The sequence below is a fragment of the Nonomuraea sp. NPDC050790 genome, from assembly GCF_044456745.1.
Classification (GTDB): domain Bacteria; phylum Actinomycetota; class Actinomycetes; order Streptosporangiales; family Streptosporangiaceae; genus Nonomuraea.
This window is the reverse complement of the sequence record NZ_JBITGF010000002.1, coordinates 626,855-648,734: the sequence shown is the minus strand read 5'-3', so window position 1 is coordinate 648,734 and position 21,880 is coordinate 626,855. Positions and strand designations below refer to the sequence as shown.

Genomic DNA, 21,880 nt, shown 5'->3' with positions numbered 1-21,880 from the left:
GCCACCTCGCACCCGCACTCTTGGGGGCATCCCTCGGCCCCTGCCCGTCCTCAGCGTCACTCCTGTTGCACCGCTTGCTCCGGGGAACCAGGCGTTGGCAGTTCCCCGGAGCAGCCAGGGTGGTCAGAGGGGTAGGGGGCGGCCGTCCAGGTTCCAGGCTGGGGCGATGGTGATGCCCAACTGGGTCAGGGCGGTGGGTGCGATGTCCACCAGGCGGGCCTCGGGGAGGATGCGGCCGCCGAGGTTCTCGCCCAGGCGGGCGGCGATCACGAATGTGGTGCGTTCCTCGGTGGAGGTTCCGCCGTGTCCGCCTTCGTCCAGGTGGCCGTGGTCGGTGGTGACCAGGATCGTCCAGCGTTCGGCGGGGCGGTTCCTGATCGAGGTGAGGATGCGGCCCAGGTAGTTGTCCTGAGTGTGGAGGGCGTCTGCGTACTCCGGGCAATGGGGACCCAGGCGGTGGGCCACCTCGTCGGTGTCGCCGAAGTAGACGAAGGCTAGGTCGGGAGCCTGCTCGGCGAAGTGGCGTTCGGCCAGGTCGGCTATCTGCCTGTCGCCCTCGGTGAAGGTGATGGCGAAGCCGTCCAGGACCTCGCGGGTGTCGATCTCCGGTCCGAACGCCCCGTGCTCCGCCAAAGCCGCCCACGAGAACATGGCCGACGTGGTCAGCAAGGGGTTGGCCAGCTTGGCCCGAGTCAGGAAGTCCGGATATTTCACGAAATCAGGCGCAGTGAAGCTGTTATCCACCACTCCGTGCTTATCCGGCCAAACCCCCGTAGCGATCGACGACCACCCCGGCCCCGAGTCAGTACGGGACACGATCGCCCGCTCCCCCAGCGCCACGACCTCCCCCTTGGCCCCCGTGACAACCCCCTCAAGCTCCCCATACGGCAGCAGACTGGTCCCATAGACACCGTTTTCCAGCAGTCCCATGAGCACCTTGGGACGCAACGCCAGCAACCGATCGAACCGCAGACCGTCCATGCCGACGACAAGCACTTTGTCCTTCACACGACTCCCATCTCCACCGCCCCATCCCGAGACACCGCCGCCACCCTACGCGCGCCCCACCACCCCACCACCGCCCGGCACCGCGACGCCTGCCACATGCGCCCACGCATCGGCCAGCCGCAGGACCCCGCAGTCTGGCCGGCCCACAGTCATGTGACCCGGGAACGCCCGCGCGAGGCCAAGTAAGTTCCGTAGCCGTGCAGGCCGCGCAACAGTGCATCTTGAGTGGGCAACGTATGCCGCGCGGCCGGCAAGGGTGACCGGGAGCGGGCGGGTGGTCTGATGGGCTGGAGAGGGGGAGGTCTGCCGGGCGGAGGGGGCGGGCGGGTTAGGGGTGGTAGCGGCGTACCCACTCGGCGGCGCCGGGGAGGATCTCCTCCACCGGGGCCACCTGTGGGTACCAGGTGCGCTCCCACTCCAGGGACACCCATCCGTCATAGCCTGCGGACCGGAGCAGTTCGCCGGACTCGTCCAGCGGTACAGAGCCTGACCACATCGGCACCGGCGTGCTGTCGTTGGCCGAGACCGCATCCTTGACCTGCACGTACGCCAGGTGGGAGCCCAGGGCGGACAGGGTGTCGGCGGGGGATTCGCCGTGGCGCCACGGGTGCAGGAGGTCCCAGAGGGCGGCCGTGGTGTCCGGGGAGGCGCTGGCGTCCAGGAGTTCGGCGACCTTGGCGCCGGTGGCCATCAGGTCGTGGGTTTCCACCAGGACGCGTAGGCCGAGTTCGCGTGCCGTACCGGAGACTGCTTGGAGGCGGCGGGCGCCGACGGCCGGGTCGTCGCCGCGCGGGAACACCCGCACGCCCGGCGCCCCCAGGTCGGATGCGAGCCTGAGGTCGGCGAGCAGCGCGTCGACGAGGGGCTCGTCGGGGCCTGGCTCACATATGCGCACATATCCCGCCAACGCGGAAATCTCCAGACCCGCGCTCTCCACCGCCTTCCGCGCCGCCGCACGCTCGTCGCGGCTCAGCCCAGCGTGTACGCCGGTGTCGGGATGCAGCCGCAGTTCCAGCCCCTGGCAGCCATGTTCCACGGCCACCTCGATCGCCCGGTCGAGCTTGTCGCCCGGCATTCCCAGCGTGCTGACGGACAGTTTCACAGTGTTCTCCCTAGGGCTGGGTCAAGGCGAAAGATCAGGGCTTGGGCGTGGGCGCCGGGCTGGTTGCGGGCCGTGGCGGGATGGGCGATCGAGGGAGTCGCGGGGCTAGGGCGGGTTGTGAAGGTGCGGGAGTCGCGGGGCTAGGGCGGGGGTTGTGAAGGTGCGGAGTTGCGTGGCCGCGGTGGCTATAAGGCGGGGGCGGGATGCGGAGGGGCAGGGGCCATAACGGGGTGACGGGGTTCCGGCCGACGTGCGGGTGGGCGGAGCCGCGAGGCGGGGAAGTTTGCCTGAGTGGGGCTCGGGCGCTTGCCGGGGCGGGGATATGGGGTGGGGTGTCGGGTGGGCATCAGAGGTGGCGGACGCTTTCGCGTAGGACCACCTCGCCCTGGACCGGCTCCACCACCGGCTTTTCTGATGAGGTGAGGGCCAGTTCCAGAGCGCGGGAGCCCATGTCGGCCAGCGGCAGCCGTACCGTCGTCAGTGCGGGTGTGTGGTCGCGCAGGGTGGCGATGTCGTCGAAGCCGGCCACCGACACGTCCTCCGGTACGCGCACGCCCCGCTCCCGGTAGGCGGCAAGGGCGCCTACGGCCATGACGTCGTTGACCGCGAACACGCAGGTGGCGTCACCGGTCTCCTGTGCTGCCTGGTAGCCGCCGTCGCGGTCGAAGGGGCCGTGGATGATGCGGGGGGTGGGGAGGCCCAGGTGTTCTATGGCGGTGACGAAGCCGGTGCAACGGTCGGCGGCGGTCGTGAGTCGCGGGGGGCCGGCCAGGACGGCGAACTCGGTGTGGCCCAGCTCGGCCAGCGAACGTGCCAGTGCTGCCGCGCCCTCCCTGTTGGCCGGCGCCACGGTGTCGACGCCGAGCAGGTCCTGGCCGACGCAGGCGACGCGGCCGCCGCTGGACAGGTAGCGGTCGAGTTCGGTGCGCAGGCGTGCGGTGACCTCGGGGTCGTCGAGTCGCGAACCCACCAGCAGCACCGCCCGCACCCGTTGCGCGTTGAGCGTGGCGACGTAGGCGATCTCCTGCTCGGGGTCGCGGTGGGTGGTGCCGACCATGACCAGCAGGCCCTCTCCGGCCGCGGCTCGCATGACACCGTCGGCCAGCGCCGCGAAGTACGGGTCGGTGAGATCGTGCACCACTATGCCGATCACGTTGCTGGCGCCTCTGGCCAGGGTCTGGGCCGCGATGTTGGCCCGGTAGCCGAGCTCGTCGGCGGCCTGCTCCACGCGGGCGCGCAGGCCGGCGCCCACCTGGCGGGTACTGCCGTTCAGCACACGCGAGGCGGTCGCCAGCGAAACACCCGCCTGCCTCGCCACATCTTCGAGGGTGACCACGACACCTCCTGGAAAGCGATTTCCCAGTCTGCCAGAGACCGCCCTCCCCTCGCTCCCCATCTCAACCCCAACCACAAGAACCAACCGGACCCGCGCACCGGGTTGCGGGCTCGGGCTCGGGCTCGGGCTCGGGCATCAAAGGCTGCTGCGGAACTGCCGCGCAGAGGAGAGCGTGGGAAGCGCCGGGTGTCTGGATTGGCGCTTCTAGGGGTGGTGGTCACCGATCGAGCCGGCTACCGCAGGGCCGTGACGGTGGGGAGGTCGTCCGACGTGAGAAGCGATCCCCACGACACGCGAGCTCACGTCGGCGGGTGGCGGTGGGGCGGCAGTGCCGTAACGGATGGCCGGCCGCACGTGGCGGCGAGGCGGACAGCGGGGCGCATCGGACGGGGGCAGCGCGGTGGGCGAACGGGTCCGAAGACAGCGCGCCGCACAGGTGGGGCCGGGCGGATGGCGCGGCTTGGTGGGTGGACGGCTGCGGGAAGGCGGAAAGGTTACATGGATGCGGCGACAACGCGGACGACTTGGTCGTCCGCGTTGTCGGGCCGCGGCTCGTCCTGCCATGCGAGCCCCGGTCGTTCGTCAGCCGAACAGCCAGTCCAGGAGGCCGCCGGGCTTCTTGCTCTCCGTCGGCTGGGGAGCCGGGGCGGAGGTGGTGGGGGCCTCGGTGGGCTGCTGGGTGGTCTCCTTGGCGGACGGGGCCTCGGTGGCGCGTGGCTGCTGGGGCTCGTTGGCCGTGTCGGTGACCGGGTCCTTGGTCTCCGGTGCGCGGGTGCCCTTCGAGGTCGCCTTGGGGGTGGGGTCCTGTTCGCGGGTCGGGGTGGCGCGGGGCGCGGGGGTGCGGGGGGCGCGGGCGCGGCTTACCGTCGGCGTCGGGGTGACGGACTCGGACATGTCGGGTTCAGGGGTGGACTCGATGGGCTGGTCGGCCGGGTCCTCCGTCTCCTCCGACGGCGGGGCCACCGGGGTGCTCACCTGGCCAGCGCTGGTGCACTGTGCGCCGGTGCAGTCGTCGGAGCCGGAGCCGGTCAGCATCCAGCCCGCGCCCACACCCACCACCACGACGGCCGCCGCCGCGACGATCAGCTTCTTGGTACGGCGGCGCACCTCCTGCTGCCCGGAATCCGGGTCGTCGGACCCACTCCAGCCCGAGCCCAGGAAACCCCGGCGCGGCCCGTCGTCATCGTCACCGAACGGACGCTCATAGGACTTGTCCAGCGGCAGGTAACCCGGGTCGTCCTCGTCGCGGTCCCCGTCGCGTCCCGATACGGCGTCGTAACCGGCCCCCGCGGCTCCGGCGTCGTATCCAGGTCCCGTCGCGCCCGACTCGTAGCCAGCCGTTCCGGGCTCATAAGCCGTTCCCGGCTCGTAGGACGCGCCGGCCTCGTAACCCGGCGTGCCGGGCTCGTAGGCCGCCGCGGCACCGGTGTTCAGGTCCAGCGGGTCGGCCGGGTCGGCGTGGCTCGGCAGGGCGCTCTGGTCGAGGAGGATGTCCTGGTTGCCCAGGGCGTCCGGCTCAGGCAGGTGATAGGTCTCAGAACGCTCCCCGGGCGTCCCCGCGTCAGGCGGCAGGTGGTAGGTCTCGCTGAGCACGACGGCCGGCTGCTCGTCGGTGTCCGCGGCGTCCGTCTCCCACCGGTCGGAGAGCACGTCGCCGGTCATGTCCGGGTTTAACGACCTGCCCTGCTCGTCCTCGAATGGTCTGTCCTTCTCGTCGCGCGACACGGTGTACCTCTCTAGCTACCGGGTGTGGATCGCGACCTTCCTAACAGACTCCACCACCTCTTGTCCGGAAATTTCACTCGATCACCACAAATAGTCGTCCGTAACAGGTTTGAACCAGCGTCCCAGGGCCTCACCCAGCGTGTCGGTCCCGGCCCGCGAGGTCCACGCCACGTAACCGTCGGGACGGACCAGGAGGGCCTCCGCCTCGTGCTCCGCCCTGCCCCTGACCACCTCGACCGGCCATCCCGCCACCGCGTCGGCGAGATCGTCGCGCCCGGCCAGGTCGAGGAACAACGGTCGGCCGAAACGCAGCAACTCCGCCAGGCGCACGTCCCCGTCGTCGGTCTTGATCGCCAGATCGGCGAGCATCCGCCCCGCCCCCGGCACGCCGACGTCGTAGGCGGTGTCGACGCCGCTGATCATCCCGCTCAGATAGGCGTTGACCTCGTCGAGGCCCATCAGCTCCGCGAACAGCTCCCGCAGCGGATCCACCGACGGATCCGGGTTGGCCAGCGCGGTCTGGGCCCTGACGTTCCACAGCACCCGCGCGGCCACCGGGTGCCGCTCGGCGTGGTAGCTGTCGAGCAGGCCGTCCGGCGCGCGTCCCTGAACCTCGGCCGCCAGCTTCCACCCCAGGTTGACCGCGTCCTCCAGACCGGTGTTGAGACCCTGCCCGCCCCACGGGAAGTGCACGTGCGCCGCGTCCCCCGCCAGCAGGACCCGGCCGGATCGGTACCGCTCGGCCTGCAGGGCGGCGTCGCCGTAGCGGGACAGGGCGCGCGGATCGCGCATGGGCACGGGCACGCCCGCGATGTGCTCGGCCGCCTCCCGCAACTCCTCCAGCGTGACCGGCGCCTCCCGGTCGGCGTGGGGCGCGCGGAAGTCGTAGGTGGTGATGCGGCTGTGCCCGGCGGGGTTCACCCAGGCGATCAGCCAGCCTCTGGGCGTGCGGTGGTAGCCGCCGGGCAGGCCGTAGGGGTCCTCCAGCCGCACGTCTCCCATCAGGGCCGCCACCCGCGCCCCCGTCCCCGTGAACGGAATCCCGGCGGCCTTGCGCACCACGCTGCGCGCCCCGTCGGCGCCCACCACGAACCGCGCCTCCACCTCCCGCCCTCCGACCGTCACCACCACCCGGTCGTCGTGCTGGACCAGCCCGGTGACCTCCTGCCCCCGCCGGATCTCCGCCCCCAGCCCCGCTGCCCGGCGCGCGAACACCTGCTCCGCCCACGCCTGCGGGCTGCCCACCAGGCTCGGCCCGTCGCCGGTCACCGCCCCGAGATCCAGCCCGAACATCCCGGAGAAGTGGAAGCGCAGGCTGCCGTAGCTCGCCCGCCCCACCGCCTCCAGCAGCCCGCGCCGGTCGAGGCTCTGCGCCGTGCGCGCGTGCAGCGTCCCCGCCTTGGACTCCCCCGACGGTACGGCCAGCCGCTCCAGCACCAGCGCCCGAACCCCCTGCAACCCGAGCTCCCCGGCCAGCAACATCCCGACGGGCCCGCCGCCCGCGATGACCACGTCGTACACGCGACCCAACCCCCACCTCGACGAGGTACCGTTTGACAGTACGGAATCCTCGTACGGACGTACCGTGGATGTCAAATCACTGTTCGGGAGATGCGTACAATGAGCCGTATGTTGCATCCGACGCGCGACCAGATCGACCTGGTGGATGTGATGGCCGCCATCGGGCACCCGGTCCGCGCCGCGATCGTGCGCAAGCTGGCCACCTCGCAGGAGGAGGAGTTCTGCGGCTCGATCCTGCCCGACGTGCCGAAGTCGACCCTGACCGCCCACTGGCGGGTCCTGCGCGAGAGCGGCGTCATCTGCCAGCGCCCCGAGGGCCGCAAGCTCTACATCAGGCTGCGCCGCGAGGACCTCGACGACCGCTTCCCCGGCCTCCTCGACCTGATCGTCTACGAGGGATCTAGGGCTCCATCCGAGTAGCCCATTCACCTGCACGAACACGTTCGGCGACAGCATGATGACGTCATGCTGTCGACCGAGACATCCCCCTTCCCCGGCGCGCGGGTGGTGACCGGGCTGCGCGCGCACGCCCGGGCCGCGCGCCGGATCGCGCTCATCGCGCTCTCCGGTTCGATCGCGCTGCCCGCCGCCGTCCAGATGCTCGCCGAACGGGCCGCGACCAGGGAGGAGACGCTGCCGTACGCGATCGCCGCGCTCCTGCTCTCCCTGGCCTCCGTGCCCGCGCTGGCGGCCACGCAGGCGGTATGGGGCGTGCGCATGCGCAGGGTGCGCCGCCGCGAGCTGGAGCTCTACGCCGTGACCGCCGCGCCGCTCACCCGCGCGCTCAGCCGCCTCGGGGTGGCCGCGTGCTGGGTCGTGACGCTGCTGCTCGGCTACACGGTGCCGCGCCTGTTCCGCGAGTCCGGCCTGTACGGCACCGCCGACACCCTGGCCCGCGCCGTCGAACTCCTCACCCTGGCCGGATTCGCGGCCGCCGTCTTCTTCGCCACCTGGTGGGCCAGAGGCGCCCTGACCACGCTGCGCGCCATAGCCCGCTCAGGCCCCTCCCCACGCGACCCCTGGGACCCAGCCCGCCCAGCCCAGAACCACCCGGCCAACCACCACCCAGCCCACACCGGACCCCCCGACGATCCGGCGGCCCGCCCGACCCTGCCCTTCGCCACCACCCAGCCAAGCCGGAAAACCATCACCCAGCCGAACCAGACAGCCACCATCCAGCCAGACGGGAGAACCATCACCCAGCCAGACGGGAAAACCGGCGCCCCGCCGTACCGGAAAAGGCGCCAGGCGGTCATCTGGACCGCCACCGCCCTGGCCGTCCTTGCCCTGCTCGGCGCCCGCGCCCACCTGTGGGAGCCGGCCACCCTGACGGTGTGCGCGCTCCTGCTCGCCGCCCTCGTCTGCGGAGTAGTTACTGGCGAGTAGCATAGGCACGGAAGCTGTCCAGCAACGAGGAGCGAATCCGTGCCTTCCTCTCGTGACGTCGTGTTCGTCGACGGCGTGCGCACGCCTTTCGGCAGGTCAGGGCCGAAGGGACTGTACGCGGAGACCCGCGCGGACGACATGGTCGTCCGCGTCATCCGCGAGCTGATCCGCCGCAACCCCAACCTTCCGCCCGAGCGCGTGGACGAGGTCGCGATCGCGGCCACCACCCAGATCGGCGACCAGGGCCTGACCATCGGGCGCTCCGCCGCCGTGCTGGCCGGGCTGCCCAAGAGCGTGCCCGGCTACGCCATCGACCGCATGTGCGCGGGCGCGATGACCGCGGTGACCACGGTCGCGGGCGGCATCGCGTTCGGCGCCTACGACGTGGCCATCGCGGGCGGCGTCGAGCACATGGGCCGTCACCCGATGGGCGAGGGCGTCGACCCCAACCCGCGCTTCCTGTCGGAGAAGCTCGTGGACGGCAGCGCCCTGGTCATGGGCATGACCGCGGAGAACCTCCACGACCGCTACCCGGAGATCTCCAAGGAGCGCGCCGACGCCTACGCCGCGCTGTCGCAGGAGAAGGCGGCCAAGGCCTACGCCGACGGCAAGATCCAGCCCGACCTGGTGCCGACCGCGATCAGGACGGCGGAGAAGGGCTGGGGCCTCGCCGTACAGGACGAGGCGCCGCGCCCCGGCACGACGGTCGAGGCGCTCGCGACGCTGAAGACCCCCTTCCGCCCGCACGGCCGGGTCACGGCCGGCAACTCCTCCGGCATCAACGACGGCGCCACCGGCTGCGTCGTGGCCGCCGCCGACGTCGCCGAGGAGCTCGGTCTCGGCGCCAAGATGCGCCTGGTCTCCTACGCCTTCGCCGGCGTGGACCCCGAGGTCATGGGCGTGGGCCCGATCCCGTCGACCGAGCGCGCCCTGCGCCTGGCCGGTCTGGACGTCTCCGACATCGGGCTGTTCGAGATCAACGAGGCCTTCGCCGTGCAGGTGCTCGCCTTCCTCGACCATTTCGGGATCGACGAGGACAAGGTCAACCCGTACGGCGGCGCCATCGCCTTCGGCCACCCGCTGGCCTCCTCGGGCGTACGGCTGATGACGCAGCTCGCGCGCCAGTTCGCCGAGCGGCCCGACGTCCGCTACGGCATCACCACCATGTGCGTCGGCATGGGCATGGGCGGCACCGTGATCTGGGAGAACCTCGCATGAGCATCAAGGACCTGTTCGAGGACGAGGTCGTCACCAAGGCGCTGGTGCGCGACGTCGAGCTGCCGGACGGCGCCGGGATCATGGCGCTGATCACCCTGGACAACGGCTTCGACCACACCAAGCCGAACACGTTCGGCCCCGGTGGGCTCACCTCGCTGGGCGAGGCGCTGGATGCGATCGAGGCCCGCGCCGACCTGGCCGCCGTGGGCGTGACCGGCAAGCCGTTCATCTTCGGCGTCGGCGCCGACCTCAAGGGCGCCGCGCTGGTGCGCGCCCGCGAGGAGGCGCTTCAGATCGGCAGGCTCGGCCACGACGTGTTCCGCAGGCTGGGCGAGCTGTCGGTGCCGTCGTTCGCGTTCGTGAACGGCGCGGCGATGGGCGGCGGACTGGAGATCGCGCTCCACTGCGCCTACCGGACCGTCTCCTCGGGCGTGCCCGCGCTGGCCCTGCCGGAGTGCTTCCTCGGCCTGGTGCCGGGCTGGGGCGGCACGCAGTTGCTGCCGCGCCTGATCGGCCCCGCCGCGGCGCTCAAGCTCATCATCGAGAACCCGCTGTCGCAGAACCGCATGATCAAGGGCCGCGACGCGTTCGAGCTCGGGGTGGCCGACGCGATGTTCGAGCCCGCCGACTTCCTGGAGGAGTCACTCCGCTGGGCCTCAAAGGTCATTAAGGGCGATATTTCGGTCGAACGCGCGACTTATCCGGATGCCGACTGGGACAAGGCCGTGAACGACGCGCGCTTCCTCGTCGACATGAAGCTGCGCGGCGCCTCCCCCGCCCCCTACCGCGCCCTCGACCTGGTCGCCCTGGCCCGCACCGCCACCCGCGACGAGGGCTTCGCCGCCGAGGACGAGGCCCTGGCCGACCTCCTCATGGGCGACGAGCTGCGCGCCGGACTCTACGCCTTCGACCTGGTCCAGCGCCGCGCCAAGAAGCCCGCGGGCGCGCCCGACAAGTCGCTGGCCCGCAAGGTCACCAAGGTCGGCGTGGTCGGCGCCGGGCTGATGGCCTCGCAGATGGCGCTGCTGTTCGCCCGCCGCCTGGAGGTCCCGGTCGTGCTGACCGACCTCGACCAGGCCAGGCTCGACAAGGGCGTCGGCTACGTCCACGCCGAGGTCGGCAAGCTGCTGTCCAAGGGCCGCATCTCCGGCGACCAGGCCAACCGCCTCAAGGCGCTGGTCACCGGCTCGCTCACCAAGGACGCCTTCGCCGACGCAGACTTCGTCATCGAGGCCGTCTTCGAGGACATGGCGGTCAAGAAGAAGGTGTTCGCCGAGGTCGAGGAGCACGTCTCCGCCGAGTGCGTGCTGGCCACCAACACCTCCTCGCTGTCGCTGAGCGAGATGGGCGCCGAGCTCAGGCACCCCGAGCGGCTGGTCGGCTTCCACTTCTTCAACCCGGTCGCGGTCATGCCGCTGCTGGAGATCATCCGCGGCACGGCCACCTCGGACGAGACCCTGGCCACCGCCTTCGCGGTCGGCAAATCGCTGCGCAAGTCGTCGGTGCTGGTCAAGGACGCGCCCGCGTTCGTGGTCAACCGGCTGCTGACCCGCTTCATGGGCGAGGTCATCGCCGCCGTGGACGAGGGCACGCCGCTGGAGGTCGCCGAGCACTCGCTCGACGACCTGGGCCTGCCGATGACGCCGTTCGCGCTGCTGCAGCTCGTCGGCCCCGCCGTCGGCCACCACGTGTCGGAGACGCTGCACGCCGCCTTCCCCGAGCGTTACGGCGTCAGCGCCAACATGGCCAAGCTCGTCGCCTCGGGCAAGCCGGGCGTCTACGCTCCCGACTTCTCGCTCGACCCCGAGGCCGTGGCGCTGTTCGCGGGCGGCACCCGTCCGTCCACCGCGCAGGAGGTACGGCACCGCGTCCTGTCGGCCCTGTCGGAGGAGATCCGGCTCATGCTGGAGGAGGGCGTGGTGGCCGCGGCCCAGGACATCGACCTGTGCATGATCCTGGGCGCGGGCTGGCCGTTCCACCTGGGTGGCATCACCCCGTACCTGGACAGGGCGGGCATCTCGCAGCCCAGGTTCCTGGAGCCGGGCGTCGCCTCCGTGCCGTGACCGTGCGGACCGGGCCCTTCGGCCACCGTTAGAGGTGGAAGGGCCCGGTCTCGACCTTGATCCGCAGCCAGAAGACGCCGTCGAGCTCCAGTTTGCAGTTGATCTTGTAGGTGTTCTCGTTGCCGCCGCCGATCGTCGACGCGCCCGTGTCCACCCGTCTCGTGACGTTCGGCCCCTGCCGGATCTCGTAGCCGGTGTGGGAGTGCCACGTGGCCGAGACCCCGTTCCAGTGGCGATGGACGGGGAAGCACCAGATGCGCATCTTGCGGGTCTTGGCGCAGGAGCCGAAGCCCCGGTAGGTGTAGCGGTTGGTGTTCCTGTTCCAGCTCACCACGGCCCTGACCGTGCAGCCCCACGCCTTCGCCTCGCGCGAGTCGCCGCCGACCGGGCCCGCAGCGGCGGCGGGAACCGGGCCCAGCGCCAGTCCGGAGGCCAGGACGACCGCTCCCGCCGTCAGTGCGCGTAATCGCCCGCGATCCATGAGATCACCTCGACAGCCTGTCCAGCGTCGTCGTTCCAGACATATCAGGCTGGTGGCACCGCGTCCAGGGACGCGACGACCGCCCGCGCGGCCGTTCCGCCGGGCCAGGTCCACCCCGCGACCACGTGGGCGACCGGCGGCCGCGCGGAGTCCGGCCGGGGGACGCGGTTGACCAGGACTCCGGAGCCGGCGGCCCAGGCTCCCTGGACGGTGACCGTCGGGTCGGGGGTGTCGCTCACGCTCTGTTGCTGCGGGATCGCCTCGCCGCCCAGGAGGGCGTGCAAGCGCTCCATCACGACCGGGTCGTGGACGCCGTCGTAGACCCATCGGGTGCCGAGCACCCCGTGCTCGGCGGTCCCGATCAGCGCCTCGTCCGGCACGCCCGCCAGGGCCTCGCCGCGGTACCCCAGGGGCACAGCGTACGCCACCGGCTCCGGCGCGGCGGCATCCACCACGATCATGAACTCGATCCCGACCTCGCCCGCCGGATCGTCCAGGCGGAAGCCGCCGGCCTTGACCAGCCCCGGCGGCGCGTCGCGCACGCGCCAGCTCTGCTTCGGCAGCCAGCCGGCGATCAGCTCCAGCTTGCCGGGTGTCATCGTGGTGTGGTGGATGGCCGCCATGGGTCACGAACCTACCGGAACTGGTCGGGCTTGATCCCCGGCCTGAGGCGCTGGGCGCGGCTGTGGCGGTAGCCGTACAGGAAGTAGAGGGCGGCGCCGATGACCATCCAGATCAGGAAGCGCAGCCACGTCTCCACCGGAAGGTTGAGCATCAGGTAGAGGCAGGCCAGCACCGACAGGATGGGCAGCAGCGGGACCATCGGGGTGCGGAAGGCGCGGTGCAGGTCGGGGCGGGTCCTGCGCAGGATGACCACGCCGATCGAGACGACGACGAACGCGAAGAGCGTGCCGATGTTGACCAGTTCGGCCAGTGCGCCGAGCGAGATGAACCCGGCCAGCAGGGCCGTCACCACGCCGATGATGATCGTCAGGCGGGCGGGCGTGCCGTACTTGGGATGGACCTTCGCCAGGCCGCGCGGCAGCAGGCCGTCACGGCACATCGCGAACAGCACCCGGCTCTGACCCAGCATGAGGATCATCACCACGGTGGTGAGGCCGGCGATGGCGCCGATGCTGATCAGCGCGGCGGCCCAGTTCTGACCAACGGCCGTGAAGGCGTCGGCCAGCGGCGCCGTCGTGCTGAGCTGGCTGTAGGGCTGCATGCCGACCACGACCAGCGAGACCGCCACGTACAGGACCGTGCAGACGAGCAGCGAGCCGATGATGCCGCGCGGCAGGTCGCGCTGCGGCTCGATGGTCTCCTCCGCGGCCGTCGCCACGATGTCGAAGCCGATGAACGCGAAGAACACGATCGCGGCGGCCGAGAAGATGCCGATCACGCCGAAGGCCACCGGCGTGATGCCGAACAGCACCTGGATGAGCGGCGCCTTCAGTCCCTCGACGGCCGGTGTGGAGATCGGGTCGGGGATGAACGGCGTGTAGTTGGCCGCGTTCACGAAGAACAAGCCCGCCACGATCACCAGCAGGATCACCGCGACCTTGATGATCACGATGACGAGGTTGACCCGCGAGGACAGCTTGATGCCGGCCACCAGGATCGCGGTCAGGATCAGCACGATCAACATCGCCGGCACGTTGATCACCGGGGTGTCGCCCGCCATCCAGCCGGGCAGCGTGAGCCCGATCGACGACATCAGCGAGGCGAAGTACCCCGACCAGCCGACCGCCACCACGGCCGCGGCCAGCGCCATCTCCAGCATCAGGTCCCAGCCGATGACCCAGGCGGGGAACTCGCCCAGCGTGGCGAAGGAGAAGGTGTACGCGGAACCCGCCACGGGCAGCGTGGAGGCGAACTCGGCGTAGCACAGCGCGGCCAGCCCGCACACGACGGCCGCCACGATGAAGGACAGGGCCACCGCGGGTCCCGCGGTCTGCTTGGCCACCTGGCCCGTCAGCACGAAGATGCCGGTGCCGACGATCACGCCGATGCCGAAGACCGTGAGGTCGGTGGCGGTCAGGCGCTTTCTCAGCCGGTGCTCCGGAGCCTCCGTGTCCTGGATCGACTGCTCGACACTCTTGGTGCGAAAGATGTCCACGATCAGTCAGTGCCCGTTTACCCCGATGTCATGCCGACCTGGGGGCCGTTCGGCGCCGCCGTGCGGGGCACGGCGGCGCGCGGGTGGATCAGTTGCGGGCGGTCGGGCTCTCGATGGGGGCGCCGCGCTTGGCGATCGCCTCGGTGATCTCGCGGGCGAGGTCCTGCCCGGTGAGGCCGATCTGGCCGAGGATCTTGGCGCGCTTGGCGTGGTCGAGGAAGCGCTGCGGGATGCCGTAGGAGCGGACGGGCACGTCCACGTCGGCCTCGCGCAGCAGCCGGGAGACCGCGTCGCCCACGCCGCCGACCTTGCCGTTGTCCTCGACCACGGCGACCAGCTTGTGCGCGCCGGCCGCCACGACCAGGGCCTCGTCGAGCGGCTTGACCCAGCGCGGGTCGACGACCGTGGCGTTGATGCCCTGGGCGTCGAGCAGCTTGGCCGCGTCCAGGCAGATGTGCGCCATCGGGCCCACGCCGACCAGCAGTACGTCGGGCTCGTCCGACTCGGCCGTGCGCAGGAGGTCCATCTCGCCCAGCCTGCCGACCGGCTCGACGGTCTCGGCCAGCGCGCCCTTCGGGTAGCGCAGCACGGTCGGGGCGTCCGTGACGGCGACCGCCTCGCGCAGCAGCTCGACGATGCGCTCGCCGTCGCGCGGCACCGCGATCCGCAGCCCGGGGACGACCTGGAGAATGGACAGGTCCCACATGCCGTTGTGGCTGGCCCCGTCGTCGCCGGTGACGCCGGCGCGGTCGAGCACCATGGTGACCGGCAGTTTGTGCAGGGCGACGTCCATCAGCAACTGGTCGAAGCCGCGGTTGAGGAAGGTGGCGTACACGGCGAAGACGGGGTGCATGCCGCCGAGCGCGAGGCCTGCGGCGCTGGTCAGGGCGTGCTGCTCGGCGATGCCGACGTCGTAGATGCGGTCGGGGAATGACTCGGCGAAGGCGGCCAGGCCCACCGGGTGGAGCATGGCGGCGGTGATGCCGACGATGTCGGAGCGCTCGCGGCCGAGCTTGACCATCTCCTCGCTGAACACGTCGGTCCAGATGCGGGGCTTCGGCTTCTCCAGGCCGGTCGACTTGTCGAAGGCGCCGGGGCCGTGCATCTGGTCCTCGTCGTGGTTCTCCGCCGGGGAGTAGCCGCGGCCCTTCTGGGTGAGGGCGTGGACGATGACCGGGCCGCCGAAGTCGCGCGCCTTGCGCAGCGCGGCCTCCATCGCCTGCTCGTCGTGACCGTCGATGGGACCCAGGTACTTCAGGCCGAGGTCCTCGAACATGACCTGCGGTGCGATGACGTCCTTGACGCCCTTCTTGATCCCGTGGAGGGCGTCGTAGAGGACGGGAACGTTCCCGATCTTGTCCTTGACGAACTCCAGCATGTCCTCGTAGCGGCGGTTGACGCGCAGCGAGGACAGGTGGGATGCCAGCCCGCCGATGGTCGGCGAGTAGGAGCGGCCGTTGTCGTTGACCACGATGACGACCGGGAGGTCCTTGATCGCGGCGATGTTGTTGAGCGCCTCCCAGGCCATGCCGCCGGTCAGCGCGCCGTCGCCGATGACGGCCACGACCCTGCGGTCGGCCTCGCCGCGCAACTTGAACGCCTTGCCGAGGCCGTCGGCGTAGGACAGCGCGGTGGAGGCGTGGGAGTTCTCGACGAAGTCGTGCTCGGACTCGGCCTGGCTCGGGTAGCCGGACAGGCCGCCCTCCTGCTTGAGCGCCTCGAAGCCTTCGAGCCGGCCGGTGAGCAGTTTGTGGACGTAGGCCTGGTGGCCGGTGTCCCAGATGATCGGGTCGCGCGGAGAGTCGAAGACCCGGTGCACCGCGATCGTGAGTTCCACGACACCAAGGTTGGGTCCCAGGTGTCCGCCGAAGCGCGCGCACGAGTCGACGAGCAGGTCGCGGATCTCCCCCGCGAGCCTCGGCAACTGCGCCGCTCCGAGCCTTCTGACGTCCTCCGGTCCCTTGATTGAGCTCAGCAGCCCGCTCACGGAATCAGCCCCTCCTGCTCGTGCTCGCCACTGCGCACGAGTCTAGTTCGTGCCCCCCGCACTGACTGCATCGAGTCAAATCAGCCCACATTTGTCCGATCTTGACCTAGTCTTTCCCTCACTATGAACACTCTCCCCATGAGGAAACTCTCGTCACTCGTGGCCGCTGGGCTGGTGCTTGCTCTGGCGGGCGTGGGTACGGCGACCGCCGAGGCGAAGCCCGCCAACCAGGGGGCCCAGCTCCAGCTCCAGCAGGCAGCGCCGCCCCGTGGCAAAGCAGCCGCGACGGCGAACCCGCTGTATCGCACCGGCCGGCTCGCCGACTCCAACTGTTCCCCCGGCGACCTGCCCCGTGGCAGCACCGCCGCCTACAAGCGCTTCCTCCAGCGCGTCACCAACTGCCTGAACGCCTCTTGGAGCACCCAGTTCCGCAAGGCGCGCCTGTCGTTCAGCAAGCCGCGTCTGCGGATCGTCACCAAGAAGGTCCGCACCGCCTGCGGCCCGTGGAGCTCGGGGGCCGACGGCCTCTACTGCTCCGGCGACCGCACGATGTACATGCTGATCACCAAGACGCAGCTCCGTAACCCGTACGCCCTGGGCATCACCCGCCTGATGGCGCACGAGTACGGTCACCACGTCCAGCAGATCTCCGGCATCTGGAACTACTACTGGGCGGCCCGCAACAGCTCGGGCAAGTCGATGCAGCTCCAGTTGTCGCGGCGCTCGGAGCTCCAGGCCGAGTGCTTCTCCGCGGTCTTCATGAACACGGTGGCCGACTCCCTGCCCGTCAACCAGGACGAGTGGGACAGGACGGTCCAGTGGTTCCGTCAGAACGGCCACAAGGCCTGGGCGCAGAACGACCACGGCAAGGGCTCCTCGCAGGCCGCCTGGATGAACCGCGGCTTCAACTCCGGCCAGGTGGGCGCCTGCAACACCTGGAAGGTCTCCGCTCGCTACGTCGCCTAGTTTCTTAGTTCCACCCGAAATATCAGGATATTGCGGCCCGAGCCCCTCGAAGGGGGCTCGGGCCGCAATGTGCTTTACCAACCGCATATGCGCCAAATAAGGTGCCTTCTCATGCGTACCCCCTTCTTGGCGCTCATTTCTGGCGCCCTGGCGAGCGTGCTGTTCACCGGTGTGGCCCACGCCGCTCCCCCTTCCTACTCACCGGTGCTGACCAAGAACCCGGTCTATAAGACAGGTGCGCTGGAGCTCAAGGAATGTGACGAGCAGCCGGTCCAGAGCGGGGACCTGGACGGCGCCCGTGTCTATCTCGAGTTCCTCATGGACTGCCTGAACGATTCGTGGAGCAGGCAGCTCGCCAAGAAGAACATCCCCTTCAGCAAGCCGGGCTTCGAGGTCATCGCCAAGCCGGGCGCGCGCACCTCGTGCGGCCGGTTCCCGCAGGGCGCCCAGGCCATCTACTGCACGAAGAACCGGAAGATCACCTTCCTGCTGGACGAGGCCATCCTGGCCGAGCCGTTCGAGCTGTTCCTGATGGAGGTCCTGGCCCACGAGTACGGCCACCACATCCAGCAGCTCACCGGCATGCTGCGCATCGTCGACAACGTCAAGGGCAAGAGCAAGGCCCGCCTGTACGACGAGAGTCGCCGGGTCGAGCTGCAGGCCGAATGCCTGTCGGGCGCGTTCATCGGCTCGGTATGGCACTCGCTCGGCCGGCGCGAGTTCGACTTCCGCTACATCGTGAAGGTCGCCGAGAACGGCTACGACTTCCGCTCCCACGGCAAGGCCAAGAACATCGCCTGGTGGCTCAAGCGCGGCTTCGACGCCGAGTCCCCCAGCGCGTGCAACACCTGGGCGGCGCCGAAATCCCGGGTCTCCTGACCGCGGCGCCCCGAACTGGTCTAGGATCCGCGATCGTGCGACTTCCCCTTATTGCGGCATCTGTGTGCATGATCGCGGGTCTGACCTTTTCCGGTACGGCCAGCGCCTCGGCAGAACCGGCGGCCACCGTGCCGCCCGCCGTACTGACCCAGAACAAGATCTACCGCTCCGGCACCGCGCCCGCGCTCTCGTGCGCCGTCCCGGAGATCCGCAGGGGAAGCGCCGCCTCGCTCCGAGCCTTCCACACCGGCATGGCCCGCTGCGCCAACCGCTTCTGGGCGGCCAGGTTCAGGGCCGCCGGGCTGCGGTACACGCCGCCCAAGGTGCAGGTGACCACGGGCAGCCGGTCGGTCTGCGGGAAGATCACCAGCAACGGCGCGCAGTACTGCCCGATGCAGCGCACGGTCGTCATCCGGATCATGAAGAGGGACCTGACCGACCCGTTCAAGATGAACATCGCGCACTCGGTCGCGCACGAGTGGGGACACCACGTCCAGCACCTCACCGGCATCCTGACCGCGCAGAACGCCATGTACTGGCGCTCCTCGGGCGGCGCGCGCACGATCCTCAGCCACCGCCTGGAGATGCAGGCCGAGTGCTTCGCCGGCGCCTTCTACAGCGCCGCCCTCGGCTCCATCAACCCGGGCATCACCTGGGACGAATGGATGGGCTCGGTCCGCAGGGCCGGGGAGAGCAAGACGCACGGCCGGCCCGCCAATCTCGCCTATTGGCAGAATCGCGGTTACAGCGGGCGTTCCGCGCAGTACTGCAACACCTGGAGGGCGCCGAAGTCGCGCGTTCTCTGAACCGCGGTCCACGTCAGCATGGAGAACACCGGCGGGGCGGCTTCGGGCGCGCTCAGCCGCCGGCTCTGGCCAGGACCTCCAGCGGGTCGGACAGCACGTGGGCGAAGGCCAGTTCGGCGGCGCCCACCAGGGTCGCGTCGTCGGCCAGCGCCGAGGTGCGCAGGCGCAGCTTCTCGCGCTGCGGCGCCAGGGCGCTGACCGCCAGGCGGCTGCGCACCTGGGCGGCCGAGCCCAGGTAGACCTCGCGCAGCATGCCACCGAAGATCACCATCTCCGGGTTGAACACGTTGACCAGGTTCGCCACGCCCAGCCCCAGCCAGTCGCCGACCTGGCGCAGCGCCTCCTGGGCGACGATGTCGCCGCGGTCGGCGGCGTCGACCACGCCGCGCACCGCGTCGCGGCCCTGGTGGCCCTCCTCAGGGCTCCGGCCCGCGCCCTCCAGCAGGGCCCGCTCCCCCGCCTCCGCCTCCAGGCAGCCGCGTGATCCGCAGGCGCACTGGCGTCCGCCCGGGTTGATGACCATGTGGCCGATCTCGCCGCCGTAGCCGTCGTGGCCGCCGAGCAGGTGGCCGCCGGCGATGATGCCGCCCCCGACGCCCACGTCCCCGTGCAAATAGACCAGGTCGCGCACGCCCACGCCCACGCCCCGGCTGTGCTCGGCCAGCGCGGCCAGGTTCGCGTCGTTGCCCACGCTCACCGGCAGCCCGAACGCCAGCCGCTTGCCCAGGGCCTCGCCGAAGGGGGCCTCGTCGGCGTGCAGGTTCGGGCCGAACCTGATCACGCCGTCGCTCTTGCGCACGCCGCCGGACACGGCGGCGCCCGCCCCGACGCAGATGGCGTCGTGGCGGGCCTTGCGCCGCATCTGCCTGGCCGCGGCGGCCAGTTCTCCGGTCAGCTCCGGGAGGTCGAAGGGGCCGCGCCGCCGTACCGACTCCCTGCGGTCGAGGATCACGCCGCCGAGGCCGACGCGGGCGACGGCCAGCCGGTCGGGGCCCACGTCGAAGGCGAAGACGTAGACGCGCGCCGACTCCGGGCGCACCACCAGCGACGGCCGGCCCGCGCGGCCGGTCTCGCGCGGCAGTTCCTCGCGCACCAGGCCCGCGGCGGTCAGGTCGGAGGTGAGCGCCATGATGGTGCTGCGGTTCAGGCCCATGCGCGAGGTCAGCTCGGCACGCGAGATCGGCCCGCCCAGGTGGACATGGCGCAGCAGGGTGCCGAGGTTGTGCCGCCTGATGTCCTCCTGGGATGGCCCCGCCCGCATCACCTCAGACCCGCTGCGGCCGCCCGCCTGCGCGCCAGCGCGTCGACGCCCGCGGCCAGCAAGAGGACAGATCCGGTGACCAGGTATTTCACGCTGGCACCGTACTGCATCAGGCCCATGCCGTTTTCGATGACCGCCACCACGGCGCCGCCCAGCACGGCGTCGAGGACCCTGCCCTTGCCGCCGAACAGGCTCGTCCCGCCGATCACCGCAGCTCCGACGGCATACAGCAGGACGGTGCTGCCTCCGGTGTTCGGGTCGACGGAGTTGGCGCGGGAGGCGGCGATGATCCCGCCGACCGCGGCCATCGACGAGCAGATCACGAATGCGCTGATCTTGATCCGGTCGACGTCGATGCCGGCCCTGCGGGCCGCCTCCGCGTTCCCGCCGACCGCGTAGACGTGCCGTCCGAAGGGGGTACGGCGCAGCACGAACGTCCACACGACCAGCAGGACCAGGATGACCGGCACGACGATGGGCACGCCGGTGAGCGAGATCGTCAGCGGGTTGCGGCTGCGCTCCAGGTTGAGGGCGTAGACGGCGAGCCCGGCGATGACCGCGAGGCCGGCCACCCGCGCGGCGATCAGCGACAGCGGGTCGGCCACCAGCCCGCGCGCGGCCCTCCTGCGGGCCCTGGTGAGCTGGACCGCGGCGTAGATCACCACGCTGGCGGCGTAGAGGGCCCAGCCGAGCGCGGGGGTCATGTTCTTGGTCGCGACGGCCACGATGACCGGGTCGGTGATGGAGATGTTGGTGCCCTCGTCCAGCATGATCAGCACCACGCCCTGGAAGGCGAGGAAGGCCGCCAGCGTGACGACGAACGACGGTATGCCGACCTTGGCCACCAGCGAGCCGAGCACCACCCCGATCACCGAGCCGGTGAGGATGGCCGCGAGCACGGCCACGTACCAGGGCTGGCCGAGGTCGGTGAGCGTCACGGCCAGCACCGCCGCGCAGACGCCGCTGGCGAAGCCGGCCGACAGGTCGATCTCGCCGAGCAGCAGGACGAAGACCAGGCCCATGGCGATGACGGTCACCGCGGCGCCCTGGGTGAACAGGTTGGCGAAGTTGATGGCGGTCAGGAACGAGGGCCGGGCGATCGCGAAGACCGTGCACAGCACGACCAGGCCGATGACGGCGGGCAGCGCGCCCATGTCGCCGCCGCGGACCCGTTCGCCGTAGGCGCGGGCGCTGTGCCCGATCGACGGCGCCTGCACCGCCGCGATGATGGCCTCTTTTTCCTGCGCGAGCTTGCTCATGGCGCGATCCCCAGTTCTCCGCTGCGACCGGAGGTGATCAGTTCGACGACCTGCGCGTGCGTCACGTCGGCGGTGCGGACCTGGGCCGCCATCCTGCCGAGGTAGAGCGCCGCGATGCGGTCGGAGACGGCGAACACGTCGTTCATGTTGTGCGAGATGAGCACCACGGCCAGGCCCTGGTCGGCCAGCCTGCGCACCAGTTCCAGCACCTGGGCGGTCTGGGCGACGCCGAGCGCGGCGGTGGGCTCGTCGAGGATGACCACGCGCGAGTTCCAGAGCACCGCCTTGGCGATGGCGACGGTCTGCCGCTGGCCGCCGGACAGGCTGGAGACCTGCTGCCTGATGGACTTGACCGTGCGCACCGACAGGCCGGACAGCGTGCGCTCGGCCATCTCCTCCATCGTCGCCTCGTCCAGGACCAGGCCGCGGCGGCGTTCGCGGCCGAGGAACATGTTCTGGACGATGTCGAGGTTGTCGCAGAGCGCGAGGTCCTGGTACACGATCTCGATGCCGAGCGTCCCCGCGTCGCGCGGAGTGCTCACCTGGACGTCGCGGCCGTCGAAGAGGATCTGGCCGGCGTCGAGCGGGTGGATGCCGCCGACGCACTTCACGAGCGTCGACTTGCCGGCGCCGTTGTCGCCGACGAGCGCGGTGACCTCGCCGGCGTAGGCGGAGAAGGCGACGTCGTGCAGCACCTGGACGGGGCCGAAGCTCTTGTCCAGGCCGCGTACTTCGAGGAGTGGGGTCGTCATGGGGCTCCCTC

The 21,880-nt window shown here is 70.5% G+C and carries 19 protein-coding genes; 7 read left to right on the top strand and 12 right to left on the bottom strand.

Annotated features, from left to right (window positions below; all coding sequences use genetic code 11):
• Positions 1 to 123: 123 nt before the first annotated feature.
• The 5 genes from ACIBEJ_RS11440 to ACIBEJ_RS11420 all read right to left on the bottom strand — a co-directional run bounded on the left by ACIBEJ_RS11440 (position 124) and on the right by ACIBEJ_RS11420 (position 6,692).
• Positions 124 to 930 (bottom strand): alkaline phosphatase family protein, encoded by an 807-nt coding sequence (locus tag ACIBEJ_RS11440; RefSeq protein WP_397183249.1) that lies wholly within the window; start codon positions 928 to 930, stop codon positions 124 to 126.
• Positions 931 to 1,336: 406 nt separating this feature from the next.
• The gene (locus ACIBEJ_RS11435; RefSeq protein ID WP_397182564.1) at positions 1,337 to 2,110 is read right to left on the bottom strand and encodes a sugar phosphate isomerase/epimerase family protein; all 774 of its coding nucleotides are present in this window, start codon (positions 2,108 to 2,110) and stop codon (positions 1,337 to 1,339) included.
• Positions 2,111 to 2,456: 346 nt separating this feature from the next.
• Complete coding sequence (locus tag ACIBEJ_RS11430; RefSeq protein ID WP_397182563.1) at positions 2,457 to 3,446, bottom strand: LacI family DNA-binding transcriptional regulator; 990 nt, start codon at positions 3,444 to 3,446, stop codon at positions 2,457 to 2,459.
• 582 nt (positions 3,447 to 4,028) lie between these two features.
• Positions 4,029 to 5,171 carry a hypothetical protein gene (locus tag ACIBEJ_RS11425; protein WP_397182562.1) on the bottom strand — a complete coding sequence of 381 codons (1,143 nt, stop codon included), beginning with the start codon at positions 5,169 to 5,171 and terminating at the stop codon, positions 4,029 to 4,031.
• 81 nt (positions 5,172 to 5,252) lie between these two features.
• Entirely contained in the window at positions 5,253 to 6,692 is a 1,440-nt protein-coding gene (locus ACIBEJ_RS11420; RefSeq protein ID WP_397182561.1) for an FAD-dependent monooxygenase, read from the bottom strand.
• 108 nt (positions 6,693 to 6,800) lie between these two features.
• On the opposite strand from ACIBEJ_RS11420, the gene ACIBEJ_RS11415 reads away from it, so the two are divergent.
• From ACIBEJ_RS11415 to ACIBEJ_RS11400, 4 genes are read left to right on the top strand one after another with little or no spacing between them, the layout of a single operon-like run.
• Positions 6,801 to 7,112: an ArsR/SmtB family transcription factor gene (locus tag ACIBEJ_RS11415; protein ID WP_397182560.1), complete on the top strand. Its 312-nt coding sequence runs from the start codon at positions 6,801 to 6,803 to the stop codon at positions 7,110 to 7,112.
• A 45-nt stretch (positions 7,113 to 7,157) separates the two neighbouring features.
• Positions 7,158 to 8,078 carry a hypothetical protein gene (locus ACIBEJ_RS11410; RefSeq protein ID WP_397182559.1) on the top strand — a complete coding sequence of 307 codons (921 nt, stop codon included), beginning with the start codon at positions 7,158 to 7,160 and terminating at the stop codon, positions 8,076 to 8,078.
• A gap of 60 nt (positions 8,079 to 8,138) precedes the next feature.
• The gene (locus ACIBEJ_RS11405; RefSeq protein WP_397183248.1) at positions 8,139 to 9,296 is read left to right on the top strand and encodes a thiolase family protein; all 1,158 of its coding nucleotides are present in this window, start codon (positions 8,139 to 8,141) and stop codon (positions 9,294 to 9,296) included.
• Positions 9,293 to 11,359, top strand: a complete 2,067-nt coding sequence (locus ACIBEJ_RS11400) for a 3-hydroxyacyl-CoA dehydrogenase NAD-binding domain-containing protein (RefSeq protein WP_397182558.1) — start codon at positions 9,293 to 9,295, stop codon at positions 11,357 to 11,359. Before ACIBEJ_RS11405 ends, ACIBEJ_RS11400 begins: the two co-directional genes overlap by 4 nt.
• A 28-nt stretch (positions 11,360 to 11,387) precedes the next feature.
• Here ACIBEJ_RS11400 and ACIBEJ_RS11395 read toward each other — a convergent pair whose 3' ends face one another.
• The 4 genes from ACIBEJ_RS11395 to dxs all read right to left on the bottom strand — a co-directional run bounded on the left by ACIBEJ_RS11395 (position 11,388) and on the right by dxs (position 15,946).
• Positions 11,388 to 11,840, bottom strand: a complete 453-nt coding sequence (locus ACIBEJ_RS11395) for a hypothetical protein (protein ID WP_397182557.1) — start codon at positions 11,838 to 11,840, stop codon at positions 11,388 to 11,390.
• Positions 11,841 to 11,884: 44 nt separating this feature from the next.
• On the bottom strand, positions 11,885 to 12,463 hold the full coding sequence (locus ACIBEJ_RS11390; RefSeq protein ID WP_397182556.1) for a 1,4-alpha-glucan branching protein: 579 nt from the start codon (positions 12,461 to 12,463) through the stop codon (positions 11,885 to 11,887).
• Between the two features lie 11 nt (positions 12,464 to 12,474).
• The gene (locus ACIBEJ_RS11385) at positions 12,475 to 13,959 is read right to left on the bottom strand and encodes an amino acid permease (RefSeq protein ID WP_397182555.1); all 1,485 of its coding nucleotides are present in this window, start codon (positions 13,957 to 13,959) and stop codon (positions 12,475 to 12,477) included.
• An 88-nt stretch (positions 13,960 to 14,047) separates the two neighbouring features.
• Positions 14,048 to 15,946, bottom strand: a complete 1,899-nt coding sequence (gene dxs, locus ACIBEJ_RS11380) for a 1-deoxy-D-xylulose-5-phosphate synthase (RefSeq protein WP_397182554.1) — start codon at positions 15,944 to 15,946, stop codon at positions 14,048 to 14,050.
• 138 nt (positions 15,947 to 16,084) lie between these two features.
• Between dxs and ACIBEJ_RS11375 the strand changes: the two genes are divergently transcribed.
• From ACIBEJ_RS11375 to ACIBEJ_RS11365, 3 genes are all read left to right on the top strand, one after another.
• The gene (locus ACIBEJ_RS11375; protein ID WP_397182553.1) at positions 16,085 to 16,912 is read left to right on the top strand and encodes a neutral zinc metallopeptidase; all 828 of its coding nucleotides are present in this window, start codon (positions 16,085 to 16,087) and stop codon (positions 16,910 to 16,912) included.
• 111 nt (positions 16,913 to 17,023) lie between these two features.
• Positions 17,024 to 17,791, top strand: coding sequence for a neutral zinc metallopeptidase (locus ACIBEJ_RS11370; RefSeq protein WP_397182552.1), 768 nt, complete (start codon positions 17,024 to 17,026; stop codon positions 17,789 to 17,791).
• A gap of 68 nt (positions 17,792 to 17,859) precedes the next feature.
• A complete protein-coding gene (locus ACIBEJ_RS11365; RefSeq protein WP_397182551.1) occupies positions 17,860 to 18,597 on the top strand; it encodes a neutral zinc metallopeptidase in 738 nt (245 codons plus the stop codon).
• 52 nt (positions 18,598 to 18,649) lie between these two features.
• On the opposite strand, the gene ACIBEJ_RS11360 is transcribed toward ACIBEJ_RS11365, so the two are convergent.
• The 3 genes from ACIBEJ_RS11360 to ACIBEJ_RS11350 are packed head-to-tail and all read right to left on the bottom strand — an operon-like array spanning position 18,650 to position 21,869.
• On the bottom strand, positions 18,650 to 19,858 hold the full coding sequence (locus tag ACIBEJ_RS11360) for an ROK family protein (protein ID WP_397182550.1): 1,209 nt from the start codon (positions 19,856 to 19,858) through the stop codon (positions 18,650 to 18,652).
• Positions 19,858 to 21,117 carry a sugar ABC transporter permease gene (locus tag ACIBEJ_RS11355; RefSeq protein WP_397182549.1) on the bottom strand — a complete coding sequence of 420 codons (1,260 nt, stop codon included), beginning with the start codon at positions 21,115 to 21,117 and terminating at the stop codon, positions 19,858 to 19,860. Before ACIBEJ_RS11355 ends, ACIBEJ_RS11360 begins: the two co-directional genes overlap by 1 nt.
• Positions 21,114 to 21,869: an ATP-binding cassette domain-containing protein gene (locus tag ACIBEJ_RS11350; RefSeq protein ID WP_397182548.1), complete on the bottom strand. Its 756-nt coding sequence runs from the start codon at positions 21,867 to 21,869 to the stop codon at positions 21,114 to 21,116. The genes ACIBEJ_RS11355 and ACIBEJ_RS11350 overlap by 4 nt, the downstream gene beginning before the upstream one ends.
• Between the last annotated feature and the right edge of the window lie 11 nt (positions 21,870 to 21,880).